Source organism: Kitasatospora sp. MBT66, assembly GCF_000710405.2.
GTDB lineage: Bacteria > Actinomycetota > Actinomycetes > Streptomycetales > Streptomycetaceae > Kitasatospora > Kitasatospora purpeofusca.
The window spans coordinates 180,461-202,089 of record NZ_JAIY01000003.1 but is presented as its reverse complement, the minus strand read 5'-3'; the positions used below and the strand labels follow the sequence as shown (position 1 = coordinate 202,089).

Sequence of the window (21,629 nt, the reverse complement as noted above, 5' to 3'; positions counted from 1 at the left end):
GAGCACGGCCCCGACGGCGAGCTGCGCACCCCGCGCGTGCTGCCGCAGCGGGTCCGCAACGCCAGCCTCGCCGAGCAGCTGCGCGAGGCCAACGCGCCGGGCGCGGGGTTCGGCCACCCCGGCGGGTACGGACGGTCCGGCGCTCCCGCCCCCGCCGCCCCGTACGGCCGCACCGGCCCGGCGGCTCCCGACGGGGCCGACGGCGTCGGCGGGACCGGCTCCTCCGGACCGTCCGCGGACGACCTCTCGCCGCAGCGCTCGCGGGCCACCATGGCCGCCATCCAGCGCGGCACCCGCACCGCCCGTGCGACGACACCCGACGCGGACGCGCCGGCCGGGCCCTCCGCCCCGGCCGCACCTTCCGCAGCTAAGGAACAGCAGTGATGACGCAGTACACCGATACCCAGCGCGACCTCAACTGGCTGCTGGACCAGCTGGTGGCGCGGGTCCCGGAGACCCGGCACGCCATCGTCCTGTCCGAGGACGGCCTGCTGATCGGGCTCTCGCAGGACCTGGACCGGGCCGACGCCGAGCACCTGTCGGCCGTGGCCTCCGGACTGCAGAGCCTCGCCCGGGGCGCCGGCCACCGGTTCAACGGCGGGCGGGTCCGGCAGACCGTGATCGAGATGGACCAGCTGTTCCTGTTCGTCACGACCGCCGGCCAGGGCGCCCGGCTCGCCGTGCTCACCAGCGAGGCGGTCGACGCCGGGCTCATGGCCTACGAGATCAACATGCTGGTGAAGCAGGTCGGCCAGTACCTCACCGCGGCGCCGCGCAGCGACGCCGGCCAGCCGGGCGTGGGTGGCGGTGCGTGACCGTCGACGCCGACGAGGCCTGGTTCTTCGACAAGGACGCGGGCCATCTGGTCCGCCCTTACGCCATCACCAACGGGCGCACCGGACCGGTCCGTGACGGATTCGCGCTGATCACCCTGGTGGTCACCGCCGACCCGCGCACGGACACCAGCCGGTTGACGCCCGAACCGGCCGCGATCCTGGACCTCTGCCGCGAACGCCCGCTGGCGGTGGCCGAGATCGCGGCCACCATGGACCTCCCGGTGAGCGTGGTCAAGGTATTACTGGACGACCTCGCCGAGGCCCGGATGATCCTCACCCGGGCACCCGTCCAGCTCGCCGAGGCACCGGACATCGCGTTGATCCGGGCTGTGATCGAGGGTGTCCGGCGGCTCTGACCGGGTCGGGTCCGATCGGGCCGGGTCCGTTCCGTCGCCGTCCACCCTCCAGTCCCTTTCGACCTTTCGCTCTTCCGCTCAGTTCCCTTCCAGGAGACCAGACGTGACGACCCAGAGCCTGGTGCCGGGCGCGGTCAAGATCCTCGTGGCCGGCGGCTTCGGCGTCGGCAAGACCACCATGGTCGGCTCGGTCAGTGAGATCGAACCGCTCCAGACCGAGGAACGGATGACCCGGGCCAGCATCGGGGTCGACAGCCTCGACGGCGTCCAGGGCAAGTCGACGACCACCGTCGCGATGGACTTCGGCCGGATCACCGTCCGGCAGGACCTGGTGCTCTACCTGTTCGGCACCCCGGGCCAGTTCCGGTTCTGGTTCATGTGGGACGACCTGGCCCTCGGCGCGCTCGGCGCGATCGTGCTGGCCGACACCCGCCGACTGGAGTCCAGCTTCGCCGCCGTCGACTTCTTCGAGCAGCGCGGCATCCCGTTCGCCATCGGTGTCAACTGCTTCCACGGGCGCCGCGACTGCACCCCCGACGACGTCCGGCGCGCGCTCGACCTCGACCCGGGGGTGCCGGTCGTGCTCTGCGACGTCCGGGAGCGCGCTTCCAGCAAGGAACTGCTGCTCGCCCTGCTGGACCGGGTGCACGAGGACGCGCTCAGCTCACGGCGCTGAGTGCTGGGACGGCCGGCCGTCCCAGCGCCCCGGCGGCCCGGCGGCCCGGCGTCCCGCTCCCTGCTCAGGCGCCGGCCGGGGAGGCGGGAGCCGGCTCCAGGTCGTGCAGCGCGCGCACCAGCGGCGCCAGCTCGGGGACGTCGGCGGCCCCGGCGAGCGTCGCCTCCAAGGTTGCATCGTGCAACGGCCGCGCCGCCCGGAGGAGTTCGCGGCCCTGCGGGGTCAGCTCGGTGTAGATGCCGCGCCGGTCGTCCGCGCACAGGTAGCGGCCGAGCAGCCCGCGCTCCTCCAGCCGGCTCACCAGCCGGGTGGTGGCACTGCTGCTCAGCGCCGCCGCGCGGGCCAGCTGCTGCATCCGCATGTGCCAGCCGTCCTGCCGCGACAGCGCCTCCAGCACCGTGTACTCGACCACGGAGAGGCGGTACTCGGCCTGCAGGGCCTTCTCCAGGGCCGAGTCGATCAGCCCGTGCAGCGCGGCCAGCGTGCGCCAGCCGCTGGCGCGGATCTCGGCGGCGTCGTCCTGGATCCCCATGGCTCGCGTCTCCCTGCTCGGGTCATGTGCTCGTACGGTCGTGCTGTGCGGCTCGCGCGGCTGTTGCTGCGGTGCGGTGCGGTGCTGCCGGGGTCCCGCCCCGGGCGGCCGGCCCCCTCCGGCAGGCCACCGGCCGGTCGAACGTTCCGCTTCGTTCAAGTATGCCATTTGGCGCGGCATATCTGCTTGTGCAAATAGTTCTGCTTATGGCCGATTACCGGGAGCCTCCTGGGTCCAGGCGGTCGCGCAGAGTGCCGAGGCCAACTCCTCCTCGTACCAGGCCGCCGCCAACCAGGCGGCCGCGAAGGCGTCGTGGTCGTCCGCGACCACTCGGCCGAAGACGTCGCGCGGCTGGTCCACCGCCGCCCCGAGCAGACCCTCCAGCAGCGCTGCGCCGGTGGCCAGCCCCGCCGACCGCAACCGGGCCCGGTCGTCGCGCGCCGCACCGGTCCCCAGTGCCAGCACCGCCCGGCCGCCGGTCACCGCCTGCTCCACCCGGCGGGACAGCAGGTGCACCGGCGTGCTCGGCGGGAGCGACCCCGCCGGCAGGGCCGTGAGCGGCGGGACGGCGTCCAGGGGCGGGAGGGCCAGGTCCGCCGTCTGGAGCCGCTCCAGGCCGAGATTGACCCGGCCCGCGCGATCGGCTGGCAGGGCGAGGGCCGGGGCCGGGGTCTCCGGGGCTCGATCCTCCGGGGCTCGGTCCCCAAGGGGCGGCGTGGACGGGGGCTCGCCGACCGCCAGCAGGCGCAGTTCGGGGCGGGCCGAGCGCTCCAGGCGGCCGATCACCCGCAGCCGCAGGCCGGGGGCGGTCGCCAGCAGCGCGAGGTTGCCCCGGTGGGCCAGCCCCGGGTGGTCGTGCGCGGCACGCAGCGCCACCACCACTCCCCCGCAGTCCGCCAGCAGGCTCGGCTCCCCGCCCGGCCCGTGCGGGACCGCCCCGAGCAGCGTCACGTCCAGGAACAGGAGTTCACCCCCGGCCGGCCGGACCTCCGGGGGCAGTGCGGCCGCGCCGAGCGCCCGCGCCACCTGCGCGGCAGGCGGCTCTGCCCAGAGCCGGGCCGCCGGCTCGGCCGTCCAGGCCGCCCCCGCCGCGCGCACCGCCCGGACCGAGGCGCCCGCCCCGAGCCGCCCGGCCGCCGACCTGGTCGCGCCCTGCACGGCCAGCCCGGCCCGGGTGAACTCGCGGTGGCTGAGCATCGCGTCGCCCAGCCGGACCGCCCGGTTGCCGGCGCCGACCGCCTGCGGCGCCGCCGCAGCGGCGTCGGTGTGCGGCATGATCTCGGCCATCGTGTGCAGGCCGCCGCCCGCGTCGACCGCCCAGGTGAGCACACCCGCGTGAGTGGCCGTCAGCACCGGCTCGGAGAACAGTCCGTACAGCCGCAGCCCGCCCGCCGCCGTGTACACCTGGCGGGCCGTCCCCCGCAGGGCGGCGACATCCGGACCGGCGGTGTCCGCCGCGGCGGCGGCGGACAGGGCCGTACTGAGGCCGAGCAGCTCGCGCAGACCGGCCACCAGGTCGGCGAGCCGGTGGTCCGGTTCGCCCGACCGGGCCGCCCGGATCCGGGTGACCACCGCCACCGCCGCGGCCGCCGGCCGGTGCAGCCCGGCCAGCCGGGCCCGGTGGGCCGCCCGCAACAGCTCCGCCTGGAGCACCGCGCCCGCACCGCCCACGCCCGCCGCGAGGGCGGCGGAGGCCACCCGGTGCAGCAGGTCGACGGCGGCGCGTTCGGCGGCGCCGAGCGTTCCGGCGGCCGGATCGTCGTCGTGCGGCGCGTCGTGCGGCGCGCCGGGGAGAGCGGCCGCCGGGGCGGTGGCCGGGGGCTCGCCCTCGGCCGGGGCCGGTTCCACCTGTTCCGCCGACGGTTCGCCGTCGGCCAGCGGGCAGACCGTGACCGCCGCCGCCCGGTGCACGCACGCCGGCGCCAGCAGGCAGCCGCAGCGCACATCGCCCGACGTGGCCACCACCCCGCCCGGCGCGTGCAGAACGAGCTCCGTCTCCTCGTCCACGGCGATCCGCCACTCCTCGCCGGTCCGTTCCACCGGCCGTTCGGCCAGTTTGGCGGCCGCACCGTCCAGGCGCTTCTGCAGCCGCGCCGACAGTCCGGCCACCACCTCGGCGACCACCTCCGGTCGCACCGCCGGCCACTGCACCCGCGAACCCGTCACGCCCTGCACCGCCTCCGTCATCGGACCTTCTCCCCCACCCAGCGGGCCAGTTCGAGCGGACTGAGCGCCGCCACCGGCATCCCGGCCGCGACCAGCCGACTCGCGATCGCCTTCGAGTACCGGGCCGTGCCGGTGTCGTCCAGCGCGGCGCAACCCAGCAGATGGCACCCGGAGTCGACCAGCGCCCGGGTCTGCGCCAGCAGCCCGCCGACCGGACCGCCCTCCTCGAAGTCGCTGACCACCGCGATCAGCGTGCGGGACGGCACCGTCACCAGCTCCCGCGCGTACTTCAGCCCGGCGGCGATGTGGGTACCGCCGCCGATCCGGACCTCCAGGAGCAGGCCGAGCGGATCCGTCACCCGGTCGGTCAGGTCGACCACCTCGGTCGAGAAGGCGACGAAGTGCGTGCTCAGCGAGGGCACCCCGGCCAGGATCGACGCGGTCAGCGCCGCCCAGACCGTGGACGACTCCATCGAGCCGGAGACGTCCACGACCAGGATCAGCCGCCAGTCGGACGCCTGCTTGGCCCGGGTCCGGAACACCGGGCGCTCCGGCACGATCACCATGCCGCCCGGCTCGGTGCCGGTACCGCTGCCGCTGCTGCTGCCGGTGCCGCTGTCGGCCGAGGGGGCGGCGGGGCGGGCGGTCGCCAGATTGGCGCGGATGGTGCGGTGCAGGTCCAGGCCGCCGCCGGGGCGCCGGCTCGGACGCGGCACGCTGATCCCGGTGAGGGCGGGGCGCAGCCTGGTCGCCAGCTCCCGGCTCAACTCGTCGACCAGGCGCCGGACCAGCGGCCGCAGCGCGGCCAACCGGGCCTCGGGCAGACCGCCCGCGTGCTCCAGGACGGTGCGCAACAGGTCGACCGACGGCCGGACGGCCCCCGGGTCGATCGCCTCCAGGGCGTCGCCGCGCCCGTGGGCCACGGCCGCCGCCAGCACCTCCTCCCGGATGCCGGGCCCGAACAGGGCGGTCAGCTCCTCGGACCACTCACGCACGCCCGGGTACGGCGCCTCGCGGCCGCCCCGGTTGCCGCCCGCCCCGCCCCGGCCGTCCAGACCGGGGCCGGAGCCCTCGCCGTGCCCCGTGCCGTAGAGCTCGTCCAGCGCGGACGCGAGCCGCGAGGCACGGCCGCCGGGGCGGCCGCTGCCCGGTCGGCCGAGGAGCAGCCGCCAGCGTTCGGCCGCGCCGAGGGCGTGGGAGCCGGACGGCTCGGGGACGGGCTCGGGGACGGGTGCCTCCTCGGCCGGGGCCTGGTCGGCGGGTGCCGCCTCGGTGGGAGCCGGGAGGCTCGGTGGGAGCAGCCCCCGGCGGGCGAGTGCGGAACGGGCTGCGAGGTCGGCGCGGGACCAGTCGGCGAGCAGCGCGGGCGGCACCTCCTCCGGCAGCGTGTCCAGCCGGGCTCCCAGGCGCTCCTCGACGAGCGTCAGCAGCCGGTCCCGGGCCGCCGGGCTGAGCGTGTCGAACCCGCCGCGCAGGGCGGGCAGCCGGTCCAGGAAGGCGTTGTCCGGGAGGGTGGCGATCCGCTCCAGCAGTGGTTCCAGCGCCTCGGGGGCGGTGGCGAACAGGCTCTCGGCGGCCGTCAGCAGTCCGACCAGCGACCGGCCCAGGGCATGCCGGGCGTCGGGGCCGGTGGCGCCGTCGACCCAGGAGGCGGCCCGGTCGCCGAACACCGCCGGGACCTCCTGCCGGAGCAGCACCCGCACCGCACCGGCCGCACCGCGCACCAAGGGGCTCCCCCGGTCGGCGAGTTCGGCCAGCGTGTGGCGCAGCCGCAGACCGCCGGAGAGGTCGGCCCGCCGGGCCAGCTCGACCAGCGCCCTGGCGTCCTCGGCCTCGTCCGATCCGCCGAGCCCCTCCAGCTGCCGCACCGCCGCCACCGTCACCACCTCCGCGGCGGCGGCCACGGCGGCCAGGAACGAGTCCTCCGCCCCGGGGCCGGTGGCGGCCGACGGGTCGGCGGCCACACCGGGGTCGGGGATGCCGGTCACCGGGCCCGGGAGCGTGGCCGGGCCCGGGAGCGGGCGGTGGGTGGCGGTGAGGCGGTCCAGGAGGGCGAGGGCGTCGAGGAGTTCGGGCAGGGTGCCGCTCTCCGGGAGGACGGCCGTCAGCTGGGCGAGACGGGTGCCGGTGAGGGCCGGGAGGCCGCAGGCGTCGGCGTCGGCGAGGCCCCGGAGGACCTCGCGGGCGGTCGGGCCGTCGGCCTGCCGCTCCCGGCGCAGCCGCTCGCGCAGCGCTCCCTCGGCGGCCTGGGCCGGGGTGACGCCCTGAGTCCCGGCGACGGTGAGCATCGCGGCGACGGTCGGGGTCCAGCGGACCCGCCAGCGGGTGGTGAGGGTCTCGGTCCCGCCGGCGCCGGTGGACTCGACCGGTTCGGCGTAGGGGACGCCGCAGGCGGTGAGCCGGTGGAGCAGGAGCTCGCGGCGGCGGTCGAGGGCCGAGCGGAGCGGGTCGAGGCGCAGTTCGCGCGGGTTGGGCTCGGCGGTGTCGCCGGGGCCGGGCAGGCCCAGCTCGGTGAGGAGTCGCTCGACGGCGGGGGCGAGGCCGCTGCGCGGGGCGGCCGGGGTGGGTGCGCCGGTGCGGGTGCCGACCAGGACCCGTTCCAGTGCGCGGGCCACCGCCCGGCCCCGGCCGAGCGGTTCGCCCTGGGCGAGGGCGGTCTGCACGGCCTCGACCAGTTCGCCCCGGCCGGGGGCCGCCAGGCCGCGCAGCCGGGCGAGGTCGCCGGCGAGGCGGACGATCTCGCGGGCGTCGGCCGGGCCGGAGGGGTGGTCCTGGCCGCGCAGGGCCTCGCAGATCCGCACGGCGGTGGTGACCAGTGCCTCGGCCAGCCGGTCCTGGTCCCCGGCGGCGTCGAGCACGGTGTGCTGCCACTCGGGGTCGCGGATGCCGGCCGGGTAGCCGGAGCGGGCGTCGAGCAGCGGGTAGGTGTAGGGGATCAGGGAGACGACGTGGCGGCCCTCCGGCACCCGGTCGGGGGCGAGGCCGGAATCGGGGCCGGGATCGGGCCCGGGTGCCCCGGCGGCGTCCACCCCGGCCGGGAGGAGCGCGGGCGCGTGGAAGGCTCCGACGACGGCGGCCACCCGGCGTCCGCCCTCGGCCGCCTCCCGGATGCACGCCCGCATCCAGGCCTCGCGCCGCAGGTCGTACGGGTCGACACCGGTGCCGTCCGAGGCGTCGCGGCGCAGCGCCCAGCCGACCAGCAGCGCGGCGCGGCGGACGGCCTCCGGGGTGGAGCCGGGGGCGGCGGTCTCGACCAGGCGGTCCCAGAGGTCCTCGTCGTCCTCGCGGCCGGTGAGGCGGTGCCGGAGGGCGTCGGCGACGCCGGGCCGGGGAGTACCAGGGCCGGTGCTGTCCCGGTCGGTGCGGCCGGCGTACCGGTCGCGGACGGCGAGGGGAAGGTCGCAGGCGACCGTCTCGACGCCGTTCCGGCGGGCCCAGCGCAGGGCGGCGAGTTCGGGCGAGAAGTCGGCGAACGGGTAGAAGGCGAGCCCGCCGCCCTCGGCCGCGTCGTCCGAGCGGTCGGCGGCGGGTGCGGCGGCGAGGGCGACCGGGGCCCGGGTGGCCTCGTCCGCGAGCAGGCCGAGCCAGGGCTGGAACTCGGTGGGCAGCTCGACCAGCAGGACATCGGGCCGGGCGGCGTCCAGCAGCGCGGGCACGACGACGCTGAGCGACGGGGCGTGGTGGCGCACCCCGATCAGGAAGGGCCCGGGCGCGTCGAGGCCGGAGGCGGCCAGTCGGGCCGCCTCGGTCGCGACCGTCCCTCGCGGGTCGTCGTGGCCGAGGTCCGCCCCGCCGGGCGGCACCGCGCTGCTCATCTGTTCACCTCTCGGTGGAAGTTCGGGGAGGGGGAAGGGTGGTGCGCGAGGGGGTGTGCGGGGCCGGGGCCGGCCCGCCGCCCTGGTGACGGCGGGCCGGCCGGACGGCCTAGTGCTCCAGGGCGGAGCGCAGCTCCCACAGGGTGCGCCAGGTGGCGGCGCCCTGTTCGGCGCGGCGGCGGACCGGGCCGTCCCAGTAGCCGAGCAGCCGGGCGGCGTCGGCCGGGTCGTCCTTGCGGACGACGCCGATCAGCTGGCCGGGGAGCCGGCCGAGCAGGTCGCCGCCGTCGGGCAGGTACGCGGCGCCGACCCCGATCGCGGTGGCCACCGAGACCGCCTCGGCGGTGCTCATCACGGTGGACGGGCGTTCGACGTCCCAGCCCTCGGTGGAGCGGCCGGTCCGCAGGTCGCGGAAGGCCGTGACCAGGGCCTCCAGCACCGCGTCGTCGACCGCGTAGGCGGCCCCGGCGCGGGCGACGGCGGCGGTGGACTGCCGGCGGACCAGCTCGACCTCGGCCGCCAGGCTCCCGATCGGCCCGACCGTCTCGAAGTTGAACCGGCGCTTGAGCGCCGCGGACATCTCGCTGACGCCCTTGTCCCGCAGGTTCGCGGTGGCGATCAGGGTGAAGCCGGGGGCGGCGTGCAGCTGGCCGTCCGGGGTGCCGGCCAGCTCGGGGACGGCGATCCGCCGCTCGGAGAGCAGCGAGACCAGGGCGTCCTGGACCTCCGGGAGGCAGCGGGTGACCTCCTCGACCCGGGCGACCGCGCCGGTGGCCATCGCGCTGAGCACCGGGGAGGGCACCAGCGCCTCGCGGCTGGGGCCCTTGGCGAGCAGCAGGGCGTAGTTCCAGCCGTACTTGAGCTGGTCCTCGGTGGTGCCGGCGGTGCCCTGGACGGTGAGCGCGCTGGTGCCGCAGACGGCGGCGGCGAGCAGTTCGGAGAGCATCGACTTGGCGGTGCCGGGCTCGCCGACGAGCAGCAGGCCGCGCTCGCCGGCGAGGGTGACGACGCAGCGCTCGACGAGGGCCCGCTCGCCGACGAACTTCTGCTCGATCGCCAGGCTCCTGCGGCCTGCCTTGAGCTTCTCGCCGCCGCTGCCCATCACGAAGGTGACGACGGCGCGCGGGGTGAGCCGCCAGCCGGGCGGGCGCGGGCCGGAGTCGTGCGCGGCGAGGAACTCCAGTTCGGCGGCGAACCGCTCCTCCGGCGGGACGACCTGCCGGGCCGGGGTGTCGGTGCCGGCGCTGGAGGTACTGGTGGCGGGAGTGGTGGTCATCGGCGGGCCTTCCTGCGCTTGCCGGTCCGGAGCTCTTCGAAGCCCGGGGCGTCCCCGTCGGTGACGCGCTGCCAGGCCCGGGCGAACAGCTCCGGGACGGCGAACCGCGGCAGCACGTCGTGGTGGGTGGGGAGATCGTAGAGGGCGGCCTTCCAGGTCTCGACGGGCAGACCGGGGGCCTTGGCCTCCTGCCAGCCGCCGGGGAGGAAGAGGGTGCGCCCGGCGCGGGCCCGCTTGGCCTCCATGACCAGGCCGGAGGCGAGGAGTTCGGCGCGCGCCTTCTTCAGCCGGGCCGGCTTCCAGCCCGTCCAGCGCGCGACATTGCGGTCGGTCGGGTCCGGCAGCGCGAGCAGCTGGAGGTAGAGGACGGCGGCGTCCTCGCCGAGCTCGTGGGTCTTGGCGACCTCGGCGACCAGCTCGGGCACCGTGAGCAGCGGGTGGTGGGGCCAGACCTCGGCCCCTTCGGCCGGAGCACCCGCAGCACTGGCAGCACCGGCGGCACCGGCGGCGTCGGCGGCGTCGGGGAGCTCCGGCAGGACGACCAGCCGGTCCAGCTCCCCGCCCAGGAGCGCCGTGAGCACCGTCCGCTGACGGGACAGCCAGTAGCTGTCGCCCAGGCCGGCCAGCTGGTCCAGCGCCTGGTCCTGCGCGCCGTCGAGGCCGGCCGGGCGCCACCAGATCTGCTCCGCCTCGTCGTGCGTCGGCGAGAGCACCAGGGCCTCGCCGCAGCGGACCAGCCCGTCCGCGTCGGCGCCGCCCTCGGCGGGCAGGCCGAAGCGGGCGCGCAGCACGGCGGCCAGCGGCTCGCCCTTGCTGTTGCGGCGCAGTTCGTAGGCGAGCAGCAGCCCCGGGTCGGCCAGGCGGGTGTGCAGGGCCCGGACGGCGGGTGCGAGCGAGGCGCGCAGCGGGCTGTTCCAGGGCAGCCGGTAGGCGAGCCAGGCGATCGCCGCAGCGGCCTCGGACAGGGTGTGGTGGTCGGGCAGGGCCAGCGGGTCCTCGGCCTGCAGGACGGGCGTGGCCGCCTCCCCCAGGGGGAGCACCCGTTGGCGGGTGGTGCGGCTCAGCCACGGGGTGGTCGCGAAGTTGAGGATCTCCTCGACCTTCTGGATGGTGGTGCCGCTGACGGTGGACTGCTCCGCCTCGGGCAGGGTGACCAGCCGGCCGAGGCGGGCCGTCCAGTGCGCGGCGCCGGCGGCGCTGTCCGGGCCGGTGCTCCAGAGTTCCTCCGGGTCGGCGGGCAGCAGGGCGGACCAGACCTCGCCGAGGGCCTCCCGTTCGCACCCGCGCAGCCAGTCCCGGGCGGCCTTGGCCTCGCCGGACTTGAGGCCGTACTCCTTGAGCGCCTCGGGGGGCAGCGGCGCGCCGTACCAGTGGATCAGCGCCTCGGTGGGGCTGAACAGCAGGGTGGAGCGGACTGCGCCGATGCCGGTGCGCGCGCCGAAGTCGGCGGCGCGGTCGGGGCGGTGGGTCATCGCGCCGTGCTCGCGGAGCAGGGCGGTGAAGCGGGCCACCCACGCCGCGTCGACGCTCTCCTCGGTGCCGCGCTCCTCGGCGGTGCCGAAGTGGGCGACCGCGCCGAAGGCTCCGCTCGGGTCGTGGTCGACGGCGATCCAGTGCGCCTTGTCCTCGTGGTGGTGGCTGCAGGCGAGGACGACGACGGTGCGGTCGCCGTGCCGCCAGACCTGGCCGGCCCGCCGCTCGTGCTTGCCCTGCTTGGCGGTGGGGTCGGTCAGCGGCTCGGTGAGGACGATCTCGCGCAGGGTGGCGCCCCGGTCGGCGAGCGGCCCGGCGGTGAGCTCGGTGAGCAGCAGCGCGAGCGAGTCGCGCTGCTCGGCGGAGGTGAGCGGGGCGGCCGCCGCGTAGGCGAGGGTGCCGAGGCGGCCGAGGGTCTGCAGCCAGCCCTGGTGGTCGTCGTCGCCGTGCAGCGCGATCCGGTGCGGGGTGCTCCAGCCGTCGCCCTCGGCCGCGGGGGGCTCGGCGAGGACGGCGGTGACGGCCCTGAGGTTGTTGAGGACGCGGTAGTTGGCGCTGCGGTCCCAGGAGCGGCCGAAGCCGCCGACACCGGGCAGCAGCAGGGCGACGGCCTGGCCGAGCTCGTAGTCGGTGCCGTGCTCGGGCCGGTAGGCGCACTCGACGGCGCCGGAGCCGCCGACGGTGCGGCCGTCGTCCTCGGGCTGCGGCAGGTAGCGGGCGATCCGGTCGAGCAGGTCGGCGGCGGTGCGGGCGAGGCCGGTGACGCCGGCCAGCAGCAGCCTGTGGGTGATGCCGGGCAGGACGCCGGCGACGGCGTCGACCGGCAGCCGCTCCTCGGCCTTGTCGCTGCTGACGACCGGGCGGCGCACGCCCTGGACGGTGATCCAACGCTGCCGGGCGGCGGGAACGGGCTCGGCGTCGGCCGGCCAGGCGGCGTCGACGAGCCGGGCGGCCTGCTCGTGGCTGATGCCGCGCAGCTCGGTCGAGCCCTGCTCGTCGCGCGGGCGCAGGACGTGCCAGTGGGAGAGCGGCAGGACGAGGGCGGTGCCGGCGCCGCCGAGCCCGCCGGGGCGGCCGGGTTCGAAGTCGGCGGTGAAGCCGGCCGGGTCGGCGGTGACGGTGCCCTCGGCCGGGGAGTCCGCGGTGGGCAGGGCGAGGGCCAGGTGGCGCCCGCGGCCCTCCTGGACGACCGGCCGGCCGCCGCCGGGCAGGGTGAGCCGGCCGAGCGGGTACAGCGATCCGCCGCCGGTGTTGTCGGCGACGAGCGTGGTGCCGTCGGCGGTGACGGTGGTGATCCGCTTGCCGTCCTTCCGGAGCCAGCTGCCGAGGACGGTGCCGTCGGTGCCGAGCGGGGTGGCCTCCAGGCCGGGCTGGAGCGGCAGCAGCCAGGTGCGGCGGACGTCGAGGCGGCCGGCCGCGGCGCCGGCGGCGATCCGCGGCGGCTCGGCGGCTCGGCCCGCGGTGCCGGTGGCGGCGTCGAGTTCCTCCAGGTCGGGCCCGCCGGAGCGGCGCTGGGCCGTCCAGTGACCGGTGCCGTCGCCGAGGACGCGGCTCTGGGCGGGCAGCACGGTGTCGCCGACGTGCAGCGGCCGGTGGCCGCCGGTGCGGCCGCCGCCGGGCAGCGGCAGGGTCGGCGTCTCGATGTCGCCGCCGCCGTAGTAGTGGGCGATCTGCTCGCCGCCGAGCTCGAAGATCTCGGCGGGCCGGCCGGACCAGTAGGCCCGCTGCTTGCCCTCGTGGGCCCAGGCGACCAGGAGTTCGCCGTCGACGAAGCGGAAGCGGGGGCGGTGCCAGGAGTCGAGCTTGTCGGGGATGCGCAGGGTGTGTTCGAACAGGATGCCCTGCGGGCCGGCCACCACGACCTGGTTGCCGCGGGCGAGCACCAGGTGCGGCCAGGCCTCCTCCAGCAGCAGCCCCTCGGGGAGGTTGCGGCCGCTGCCGACGCCGGGGGTGTCCGAGGCCTCGACGCCGAGCCGGACGAGCGCCTCCTCCAGGGCGGGCCAGCCGAGTTCGTCGAGGATCCCGCCGCGCAGGGTGTCGGCGAGCAGTGCGGTCACGTCGAGTGCGGCGATCCGCCGTGCGGCGGCCGGGTTCTCGTCGCGGATGCCGGTGCGGTGGGCGCTCAGCTGGTGCAGGATGCCGCTCGCGCTCTCCAGGCCGCGGGCGGCCGTCAGCTCGTCGGCGCGGGCGTCGGACCACTCGACGAAGAGCTCGCGCAGGACCGGTCGGGCGGCGAGGCGGCGGCTGTCGACGGTGTCCCAGACGGCCGGGACGGCGGCGCGCAGCGCGGGCCGGAAGCGGGGGTCGGCGGCGAGGGCGGCGAGGGTGCGGCCGTCGGTGTCGGAGGCGGCGACCCAGTCCTGGAGGACGAAGGTGTGGCCCTCGGCCGGGTCGGCGACCGGGACGCCCTCGGCGAGCAGCAGGTCGAGGAGTTCCAGCTGGGTGGCGCTGCGGCGCACGCCGGTGAAGAGGTCGACGGGTACGGCCTCGGCGCGCAGCCGGTCGAGCATCCGGTGGGCCAGCGCGACGGTCTCGGTGCTGAGGCCGATGGTGCGCCAGCCCCGGCCGAGGTGGTTGGTCCAGCGCTGGAGCCAGGCGGCGGCCGGCTCGGCGGGAAGATCCGCCGACGCCCCGGCCGCCGGGTCGGCGGGCAGGTCGGTGAGCAGGCGCTCGGCGCCGCTCTCCGCCAGCACGGCGAGCCAGCCGGCGTCCTGGCGGGTGCGGTCGTCGTTGCCCGGCGGGTCGGGCATCAGCTCCAGCAGGCGGGCGCGCACGGCGGCGTCGCCCCGGCCGAGCTCGACGACGGCCTCGTGCCAGCTCTTCCAGAAGGTGCCGGGCGCGCGGTTGACGGCGGGTGAGGCGAGGAGTTCGAGCAGCAGGGCGCGCTCGTGCTCGTCCCGCTCCAGCCCGGCGGCCTTGAGCAGGGTGCGGGCGTCCTCGGCGACCCCGGCGTAGGGGGCCATGCCGGCCGCCGAGCGCTCGGTGCACAGCTGGCGGAACCGCTGCCAGGCGGTCAGCGGGTCGAGCCGGCCGCTCAGCTCCTTGACGTACTGGCGCAGCGCCTTGACGGTGAGGGCGCCGGCCAGCGCGAACTCCAGGAAGACGGCGCGCAGCCGCTCCTCGTCGACGGCCAGGTTGTGGGTGCGCTCGGCCTCGCGGGCCCGGCCGAAGAAGGTGCTCGCGTAGGTCTGGTTCTCCTGCTCGAGGAAGATCCGGCCGACCTGCTCGCAGTAGGTGGGCAGGAAGTGCGGGACGGCGCGGCCGAGCCGGCGGCCCAGCTCGTCGAAGCCGTCCTTGGCGTTGCCCGGCTTGGACTTGGCCTGGCGGGCGAGCCGCTCCATCTCCTTGACCAGGGCGAGCGCGTGGTGGCCGTTGGCCGGGTCGTGGACGAGCGCCCAGGCGGGGAAGCCCAGTGCCTCCTGGCGGACCTGGCCGACCTCGACCGGCTCCTCGGCGGGGACGAGCCCGAGGAAGTCGACGGCGAGGTCCTCGGCGGGTCCGAGCGCGCCGGGGACCAGGCGGACGATCCGGCGGCCGTCGAGCGCGGGGTGGGCGTAGGCGCGGGCGGTGAGGACGTCGGCGGCGCTGTCGGGGGTGCCGGCGCCGGGCAGGGTGCCGGGGGCGAGGATCGCCCCGGACTCCAGCAGCCGCTGGTGACGGTCGGCTCCGCCGAGGGCACCGGTGGCGGTGCGGTCGGGCCCGGTGGTGGTGCTCATGCGGCTTCCTCCCCTTCGATCGTGCGGCCGGCGTACAGTGCGGCGGCCATCCGCATCCCCTCGGACCAGGCGACCGGTCCGACCTCGGCCAGCGGCAGGACCTTGCCGTCCGGGCCGGTCCAGCTGAGCGCGCCGGTCTCGCACTCGTCGTACTCGTAGTAGTCGCCGACCCAGACCCGGGCCTCCAGGGCCCGCCCGTCCTCGACCACGGGCAGCACGGCGTGCCCGCCGCGGACCCGGTGGCCGAGCCTGGCGCAGCGGCCGAGCAGCTCGCGCAGCGCGGCGTAGCGGCCGCCCGCGTAGGTGTCGACCTGGGTGCCGGTGACGCCCTCCGGCCGGTGCCAGACCTCCCGGTACAGCTGCTGGACCTGCTGGGAGACGCCGAGTTCGACGGCGAACTCGCGCAGTTCGTCGAGCTCGTCCAGCAGGACCGGGTGGGGTATCCGCAGCTCGCTGCCGGTGAGCCGGACGGTGTCCCCGTCGAGGTCGACCAGGCCGATGCCGCGCTCGGCGTCGGCCCCGCGCAGGAAGCCGGCCACCTCGCCGTCGGCCCCCGTGACCACGAGGTCGCGCAGGACCTCGCGCCACGCCTCGTCCGCCCAGACGGCGGTGACGACGGCGGCGGGCACCGGCAGCGAGCGCACCATCCACCGCTCGGCGGTCTCCAGGCAGCCGCGCCGGTGGGCGTCCAGCCAGTCGGTGAGCTGCCGGAGTCCGAGCACCACCGGATCGTCGTTCAGCTTCGGCGGGACGGCTTTCAGCTGACGGCCCGCCGCATTGCGGCAGACCACCTTGCCCTCCTCGTCGAAGGCGACGAAATAGCCGCCCGAACCCGTTTCAACCCACGCCACGGCCGCTCTCCTCCCAGCTGGTCGGTCAGTTGGGAGGAACGTAACGGGACACACTGACAACGCGGCGGGCAGGGAGGGGTACTGAACGGTAGGAAGTGGCGGATCCCCGGTCGAACCGCGTTCAAACCGCTCGAACGGGTGGCCGGATACGACTCTCCGTCACCCGCCGTTGACGTCCAGTCGCAGAATCCGGTCGTCGCCCGGCCGCGGCGAGCCCCGGCCGTCGGTGTTGTCCGTGACGAGGAGCAGGGTGCCGTCCCCGTCGGCCGCCACGGTGCGCAGCCGGCCGTACTCGCCCTTGAGGAAGTCCTGCGGGGCGCCGGCCGCCCGGTCGCCGTCCACCGGGACCCGCCAGAGCCGGGTGCCGCGCAGCGCGGCCACCCAGACCGCGCCGCGGGCGAAGGCGATGCCGCTCGGCGAGGCGTCGGCGGTGTGCCACTGGGCGATCGGGTCGGTGAACCCCGCCCGCCCGGCGGCGCCCTCGACGGTGGGCCAGCCGTAGTTGCCGCCGGGGGTGATCAGGTTCAGCTCGTCCCAGGTGTCCTGGCCGAACTCCGAGGCCCAGAGCCGCCCCTGCGGGTCCCAGGCCAGCCCCTGGACGTTGCGGTGGCCGAGCGACCAGACCGGCGAGCCGGGGAACGGGTTGCCGGGCGCGGGGTCGCCGTCGCGGGTCAGCCGGAGGATCTTGCCGCCGAGGGAGTCGCGGTCCTGGGCGAGCGAGCGGTCGTTGGCGTCGCCGGTACCGGCGTAGAGGAAGCCGTCCGGGCCGAACGCGATCCGCCCGCCGTTGTGCCGGGGCCCGTGCGGGATACCGCTGAACAGGAGCGTGGGGGCGCCGAGTCGGGAACCGGCGGGCCGGGAGGGGTCGAGGTCGAACCGGACGATCCGGTTGTCCGAGCCGGTGGAGAAGTACGCGTACACCTGGTGGTCGGTGGCGAAGTCCGGCGAGAGGGCGAGGCCGAGCAGGCCGCCCTCGCCGCCGGAGGTGACACCCGGGACGGTACCGGCCACCGCCTTGCCGCCGCCCTTCGCGGAGACGCGCAGGATCCGGGCGCTGTCGCGTTCGGAGACCAGCAGGTCTCCGCCGGGCAGGACGGCCAGGCCCCAGGGGGACTCGAGGCCGTCGGTGACGGTGCCCCGGACGGACACCGAGGCGGGGGCGGGAGCGGAGGAAGAGGAGGGCGCGGGAGCCTCGGTCGAGGCGGAGGCCGTCGGAGCAACGGGCGTCGGAGCAGGGGTCGTCGGAGCAGGGGGCGTCGACGCGGAGACCGCCGGCGTGGAGACCACCGGGGTGGGCACGGAGGCCGCAGCACCCGCCCCCGAGGACGACCCGCCGGCCGGCTCGGGACCGGCGGCCGAGGAACAGCCCGCCGCGGCGGCCGAGCCGAGGGCGATGGCGACGAGCAGGGCGGCGGTACGGCGGGGCATCGGTGACCCTCCCGGAGGCGGCGCGGGCGCGGCGGCGGCCCGGACGTCCGGCGGACGCCCGTCCAGCAGACCACACCGGGCCCGGCGCCCGCCCGGCAACCCGCCGCGCCCCCAGGTCCGTTCGGAGGACCCCGGAAGGCCGGACCGGTCAGGCCGCCGCCCGGCTCCCCGCACGCGGGACGATCACCGGCGCGCCGTCCCCGGGGGCCGCGAGCACATCGCTGTCGACGTCGTACAGCGCCCGCACCAGCGGCGCGTCCACCACCTCGCGCGGCGGACCGCAGGCGATCATCTCGCCGCCGCGCATCGCCACCACCAGGTCGGCGTAGCGGGCGGCCGCCGCGAGGTCGTGCAGCACCATGACGACGGTGCGCCCGCCCGCCGCGACCTCCCGCACCAGCTCCAGCACCTCGACCGCGTGGCCGAGGTCGAGGGCGCTGGTCGGCTCGTCGAGCAGGACCACGGGCGCGTCCTGGGCCAGCACCATGGCGAGCCAGCAGCGCTGCCGCTGCCCGCCGGAGAGCCGGTCGAGCCGGCGGTCGGCGAACTCCTCGACACCGGTGGCCCGCAGGGCCTCGGCGGTGAGCCGCTCGTCGTCGGCGGACCACTGCCGGAACAGGCCCTGGTGCGGGTGGCGGCCGTAGCGGACCAGCCCGGCCACGGTGACCGCCTCCGGTGCCTGCGGGCTCTGCGGCAGCAGCGCGACCCGGTGCGCGGCCTGCCGGGGGCGCAGCTTCCAGATGTCCTCGCCGCCGACCAGCACCCGGCCGGAGTCGGGCCGGTGCAGCCGGGCGATCGATCGCAGCAGGGTGGACTTGCCGCAGCCGTTCGGGCCGACGACGGCCACCACCTGCCCGCCGGGCACGGTGAGGTCGACGCCGCCGAGCACCGGGCGTCCGGGGCCGTAGCCGGCCGTGAGGCCCTCGACCGTCAACTCCATGGCGGATTCCTCGGTTTCGCAATATGGCGGGATGGCAACGATGGCGGGACGGCACAGATGCCGGGACAGCAGAGATGCCGGGACAGCGGGGAAGGGGCGCGGCGGGCAAGGGACCGCGGTGGGGAAACACCGAACGGCGGGCGCCCGGTGAGGAGGGCGCCCGCCGTCGGCGGGTCACTTGGCGGCGAGCGCCTTGCCGATGTCGCCGATCACGACGTCCGCGGCGAGCGGGCCGCCGCGGGTCGACCAGACCGAACCGTCCACGGTCACGGTGTGGTTGTTCTTCACGGCGCCGAGCTCCTGGTAGGCGGGCTTGGACTGGACGTCCTTCAGCGCGGCCTTGCCGTCGTCGGTGAGGGTGGACAGGAACAGCCAGTCGCCGTCGATCTCGTTGATCTTCTCCAGGCTCAGCGCCGGGGTGTGCGCGTTGCCGTCCTTGTCCTGGGCCTTCGGGCGGGTCAGGCCCATGTCGAGGGCGACGCCGCTGGCGAACTGCTTCTTCTCCATCCAGCTGGGGCCGGTCGGGTTCCAGCGGACGATGGAGACGGCCGCGCCCTTGTTGGCGCCCAGCTCGCCGCCGGCCTTGACGGCCTTGGCGTCGTAGTCGGCGATGACCTTGTTGGCCTGCTCCAGCTTGTTGAGGGCGTTTCCGATGCCGCGGAAGGAGAGCTTCCAGTCGTCGGTCGGGGCCATCGTGACCAGGGTGGCGGGGGTGATCTCGCGCAGCTGCTTGAGGACCTGCTGGTCCTGCATGTCGCCGGCCAGGATGAGGTCGGGCTTGGCGGCGATCACCTTGTCCATGACGGGCTGGAGCAGGTTGCCGACCACCGGGATGCCCTGGACCTTGTCCTTCAGGTACGCCGGCGGCTCGTTGAGGCCCTGGCCGTTGGTGATGCCGGCCGGCTTGAGGCCGAGGGCGAGCACCGCGTCGAGGTCCTCCTGGGTGAGGGTGACGATGCGCTTGGGCTCGGCGGGGATCTCGACGGCCGTACCGGTGGCGTCCTTGACGGTCCGCTTGTCACCGGCGGCCGGGGCGGCCGGGCTGCCCGCGGCGGTCGAGGCGCCCGCGGTCGTGGCGGCGGACGGGGAGCCCTTGTCGGAGGACGCCTTGTCGGAGGAGCCCGACGAGCCGCAGCCGACGAGCAGGAGCGTGGCCGCCCCGGTGGCGGCCACCGCCTGGACCGCACGACGGCGGGCGAGGTGCAGCGGGCTCTGGGGGGTGGACATGGATGCCTCCGGGCAAGGGTGTTACGTACGGGCCGTACGGACTGACGGTGCGGAATACGACGGTGCAGCGGTGGTGCGGTGACGCGAACCGGGATGATCCGGACAGATGCCCCCCGACTCGGACACCCGTCCGACCGCGCTGAGCATTAGGTTAGCCTTACCTTATGACATTGTCGCAAGTGGGTGCCGTCGAAGCGGCCGGCGCGGAGCCCTCCGCCCCCGCACCGCCGACGGCCGACCGGTCCCGCCGCACCGCCTGGATCACCCTCGGCGGCATCCTCGCCGCACTGCTCGCGCTGACGGCGCTCTCGCTGTCCGTCGGCGCCGGCGAGGTGGGCCCCGGCCGCGTGCTGGACTACCTGCTCGACACCGACGGCGCCCGCGCCGACAGCCGCCTCGCCCTGGTCGTCGGCGACCTGCGCCTCCCCCGCACCCTGACCGCGCTGCTGGTCGGCGCCGCACTCGGGGTGGCGGGCGCCCAACTCCAGGCCGTCACCCGCAATCCGCTCGCCGAGACCGGCCTGCTCGGCGTCAACGCCGGCGCCTCGCTCGGCGTCGTCCTCGGCATCGCCGTGCTCGGCGTCCAGACCTCTTACGGCTACCTCGCCTTCGCCTTCGGCGGCGCCGTCCTGGCCAGCGGACTCGTGCTGGCGATCGCCGGCAGCCGGGGCGGCGGCTCCCCCATGCGGCTCGTCCTCGGCGGCTCCGCCGTCGGCGCCACCTTCGGCGGCCTCACCGGTGTACTGATCGTCAACTCCCCTGAGGCGTACGACCGCTACCGGGTCTGGGTGCTCGGCTCGCTGGCCGGCGTGGAGGGCTGGACCACCCTGGGCCAGCTCGCCCCGGTGCTCGGGGTCGGCTTCGTGGTCGCCCTGCTCACCACCCGGCCGCTGTCCGCGCTCGCGCTCGGCGACGACCTCGCCCGCGGCCTCGGCCACCGCCCCGGCGCCACCCGCGCCGCCGTCGCGCTCGCCGTCACCCTGCTCACCGCCTCCGCCGTCGCCCTGGCCGGGCCGATCTCCTTCCTCGGCCTGCTCGCCGGCTTCCTGGCGCGGGCCGCGGCCGGCCCCCGGGTCGGCCGGCTCACCCTGCTCGCCGGGCTCGTCGGCGCCGCCGTGCTGACCGGGGCGGACGTGCTCGCCCGGGTGGTCGCCCGGCCCTTCGAGGCCCCCGTGTCGGTCATCGTCGCGCTGGTCGGCGCGCCCACGCTGATCGCCATCGTGCGGTCCAGGAAGAACGCCGCGCTCGGACTGACCGACACCGCCCCCACCGAGTCCTCCGGCCGCAGCGGCCACCCGGAGGAGAAGCCGCCCAGGCCGGACGTGGTGATCCGGCGCGGCGCGCTGTCCGTCCTGCTCCCGCGGCGCTCGGCACTGGCCGCGCTCGGCCTCGCCGCCGCGCTGCTCGCCGCCGTGGTGGTGTCCGCGCACGCCGGTCAGAGCGAACTCGACCTCGGCTCCACCTTCCGGGCCGTCTTCGGCTACGGCGACCGCCTCGACGTCCTGCTGGTGCAGAAGTTCCGGCTCGGCCGGATCGTCGCCGGCCTGGCCGCCGGCGCCGCGCTCGGCCTGGCCGGCTGCCTCACCCAGACGCTGGCCCGCAACCGGCTCGCCACCCCCGAACTGCTCGGCGTCAACGACGGCGCCACCGCCGCCGTACTGATCTCCGTCACCGCCACCGGCGCGTTCGGCGCCTGGTGGGCCGGGCCGATCGGCGCGCTGGTCGCCGTCGCCGTGGTCACCGCCGTCTCCGGCGGCCTCGGCGCCCGCGGCTACCGGGTGCTCGTGGTCGGCCTCGCCATGTCGGCGCTGGCCTCCGCGATCATCCAGGTCGCGATGGCCCGGCGCTCGCTCAGCTCCGCCTCCTCGCTGTACGTCTGGACCTCCGGCAGCCTCAATGGCCGGGACTACGAGGTCGCCACCCCGGTGCTGATCGGCCTCGCCGTCCTGGTGCCGGTCGCGCTGGTGGTGGCCCGCCGGCTGGCGGTGCTGCGCTTCGACGACAATGTGGCCTCCTCGCTCGGCGTCGACCCCGGCCGGGTCCGGCTCGCCTGCCTGCTGCTGGCGGTGGCACTCGCCGGACTCGCCGTCGGGATCTGCGGACCGGTCGGCTTCGTCGCGCTGGCCGCCCCCGTCGTGGCCGGCCGGCTGGCCGGGCCGTCCCGCGTCCCGGTGCTCGGCTCGGCCCTGGTCGGCGCGGTGCTGATCGTGCTCGCCGACACCCTCGGCCGGGTCCTGATCTCCGGCGTCGAGATCCCGGTCGGCATCGTCACCACCGTGCTCGGCGGCCCGTTCCTGCTCTGGGTGTTGCTCGGCCGCAAGGGCAACCCCGCCTGAT

General features: G+C 76.3%; 13 protein-coding genes and 1 pseudogene. 5 read left to right on the top strand and 9 right to left on the bottom strand.

Annotated elements, in window-relative coordinates:
- The 4 genes and pseudogenes from BI06_RS50225 to BI06_RS02845 all read left to right on the top strand — a co-directional run.
- Nucleotides 1-384 (top strand): annotated as a pseudogene (locus BI06_RS50225) (hypothetical protein); the annotation flags it as partial.
- Nucleotides 384-815, top strand: a complete 432-nt coding sequence (locus BI06_RS02855; RefSeq protein ID WP_030391836.1) for a roadblock/LC7 domain-containing protein — start codon at nucleotides 384-386, stop codon at nucleotides 813-815. The pseudogene BI06_RS50225 and the gene BI06_RS02855, both read left to right, overlap by 1 nt.
- The gene (locus tag BI06_RS02850; RefSeq protein WP_030391835.1) at nucleotides 812-1,192 is read left to right on the top strand and encodes a DUF742 domain-containing protein; all 381 of its coding nucleotides are present in this window, start codon (nucleotides 812-814) and stop codon (nucleotides 1,190-1,192) included. The genes BI06_RS02855 and BI06_RS02850 overlap by 4 nt, the downstream gene beginning before the upstream one ends.
- A gap of 103 nt (nucleotides 1,193-1,295) precedes the next feature.
- A complete protein-coding gene (locus tag BI06_RS02845; protein WP_030391834.1) occupies nucleotides 1,296-1,868 on the top strand; it encodes an ATP/GTP-binding protein in 573 nt (190 codons plus the stop codon).
- Between the two features lie 64 nt (nucleotides 1,869-1,932).
- On the opposite strand, the gene BI06_RS02840 is transcribed toward BI06_RS02845, so the two are convergent.
- The 9 genes from BI06_RS02840 to BI06_RS02800 form a co-directional block, all read right to left on the bottom strand.
- The gene (locus tag BI06_RS02840; protein ID WP_043464809.1) at nucleotides 1,933-2,400 is read right to left on the bottom strand and encodes a MarR family winged helix-turn-helix transcriptional regulator; all 468 of its coding nucleotides are present in this window, start codon (nucleotides 2,398-2,400) and stop codon (nucleotides 1,933-1,935) included.
- Nucleotides 2,401-2,604: 204 nt separating this feature from the next.
- Nucleotides 2,605-4,587 (bottom strand): hypothetical protein, encoded by a 1,983-nt coding sequence (locus BI06_RS02835; RefSeq protein WP_030391832.1) that lies wholly within the window; start codon nucleotides 4,585-4,587, stop codon nucleotides 2,605-2,607.
- Nucleotides 4,584-8,381 carry a DUF5682 family protein gene (locus tag BI06_RS02830; RefSeq protein WP_082558225.1) on the bottom strand — a complete coding sequence of 1,266 codons (3,798 nt, stop codon included), beginning with the start codon at nucleotides 8,379-8,381 and terminating at the stop codon, nucleotides 4,584-4,586. Before BI06_RS02830 ends, BI06_RS02835 begins: the two co-directional genes overlap by 4 nt.
- A 109-nt stretch (nucleotides 8,382-8,490) precedes the next feature.
- A complete protein-coding gene (locus BI06_RS02825) occupies nucleotides 8,491-9,657 on the bottom strand; it encodes an AAA family ATPase (protein ID WP_043464806.1) in 1,167 nt (388 codons plus the stop codon).
- Nucleotides 9,654-14,846, bottom strand: a complete 5,193-nt coding sequence (locus tag BI06_RS47640; RefSeq protein WP_051740158.1) for a hypothetical protein — start codon at nucleotides 14,844-14,846, stop codon at nucleotides 9,654-9,656. The genes BI06_RS02825 and BI06_RS47640 overlap by 4 nt, the downstream gene beginning before the upstream one ends.
- The gene (locus tag BI06_RS02815; RefSeq protein WP_043464803.1) at nucleotides 14,843-15,697 is read right to left on the bottom strand and encodes a DUF4132 domain-containing protein; all 855 of its coding nucleotides are present in this window, start codon (nucleotides 15,695-15,697) and stop codon (nucleotides 14,843-14,845) included. The genes BI06_RS47640 and BI06_RS02815 overlap by 4 nt, the downstream gene beginning before the upstream one ends.
- A 159-nt stretch (nucleotides 15,698-15,856) precedes the next feature.
- The gene (locus BI06_RS02810; RefSeq protein ID WP_043464799.1) at nucleotides 15,857-17,125 is read right to left on the bottom strand and encodes a sorbosone dehydrogenase family protein; all 1,269 of its coding nucleotides are present in this window, start codon (nucleotides 17,123-17,125) and stop codon (nucleotides 15,857-15,859) included.
- A 148-nt stretch (nucleotides 17,126-17,273) separates the two neighbouring features.
- Nucleotides 17,274-18,065 (bottom strand): ABC transporter ATP-binding protein, encoded by a 792-nt coding sequence (locus tag BI06_RS02805; RefSeq protein ID WP_043464796.1) that lies wholly within the window; start codon nucleotides 18,063-18,065, stop codon nucleotides 17,274-17,276.
- Nucleotides 18,066-18,239: 174 nt separating this feature from the next.
- Complete coding sequence (locus BI06_RS02800) at nucleotides 18,240-19,292, bottom strand: ABC transporter substrate-binding protein (protein WP_030391825.1); 1,053 nt, start codon at nucleotides 19,290-19,292, stop codon at nucleotides 18,240-18,242.
- Between the two features lie 164 nt (nucleotides 19,293-19,456).
- On the opposite strand from BI06_RS02800, the gene fhuB reads away from it, so the two are divergent.
- Complete coding sequence (gene fhuB, locus BI06_RS02795; protein ID WP_030391824.1) at nucleotides 19,457-21,628, top strand: Fe(3+)-hydroxamate ABC transporter permease FhuB; 2,172 nt, start codon at nucleotides 19,457-19,459, stop codon at nucleotides 21,626-21,628.
- Nucleotide 21,629 lies beyond the last annotated feature (1 nt).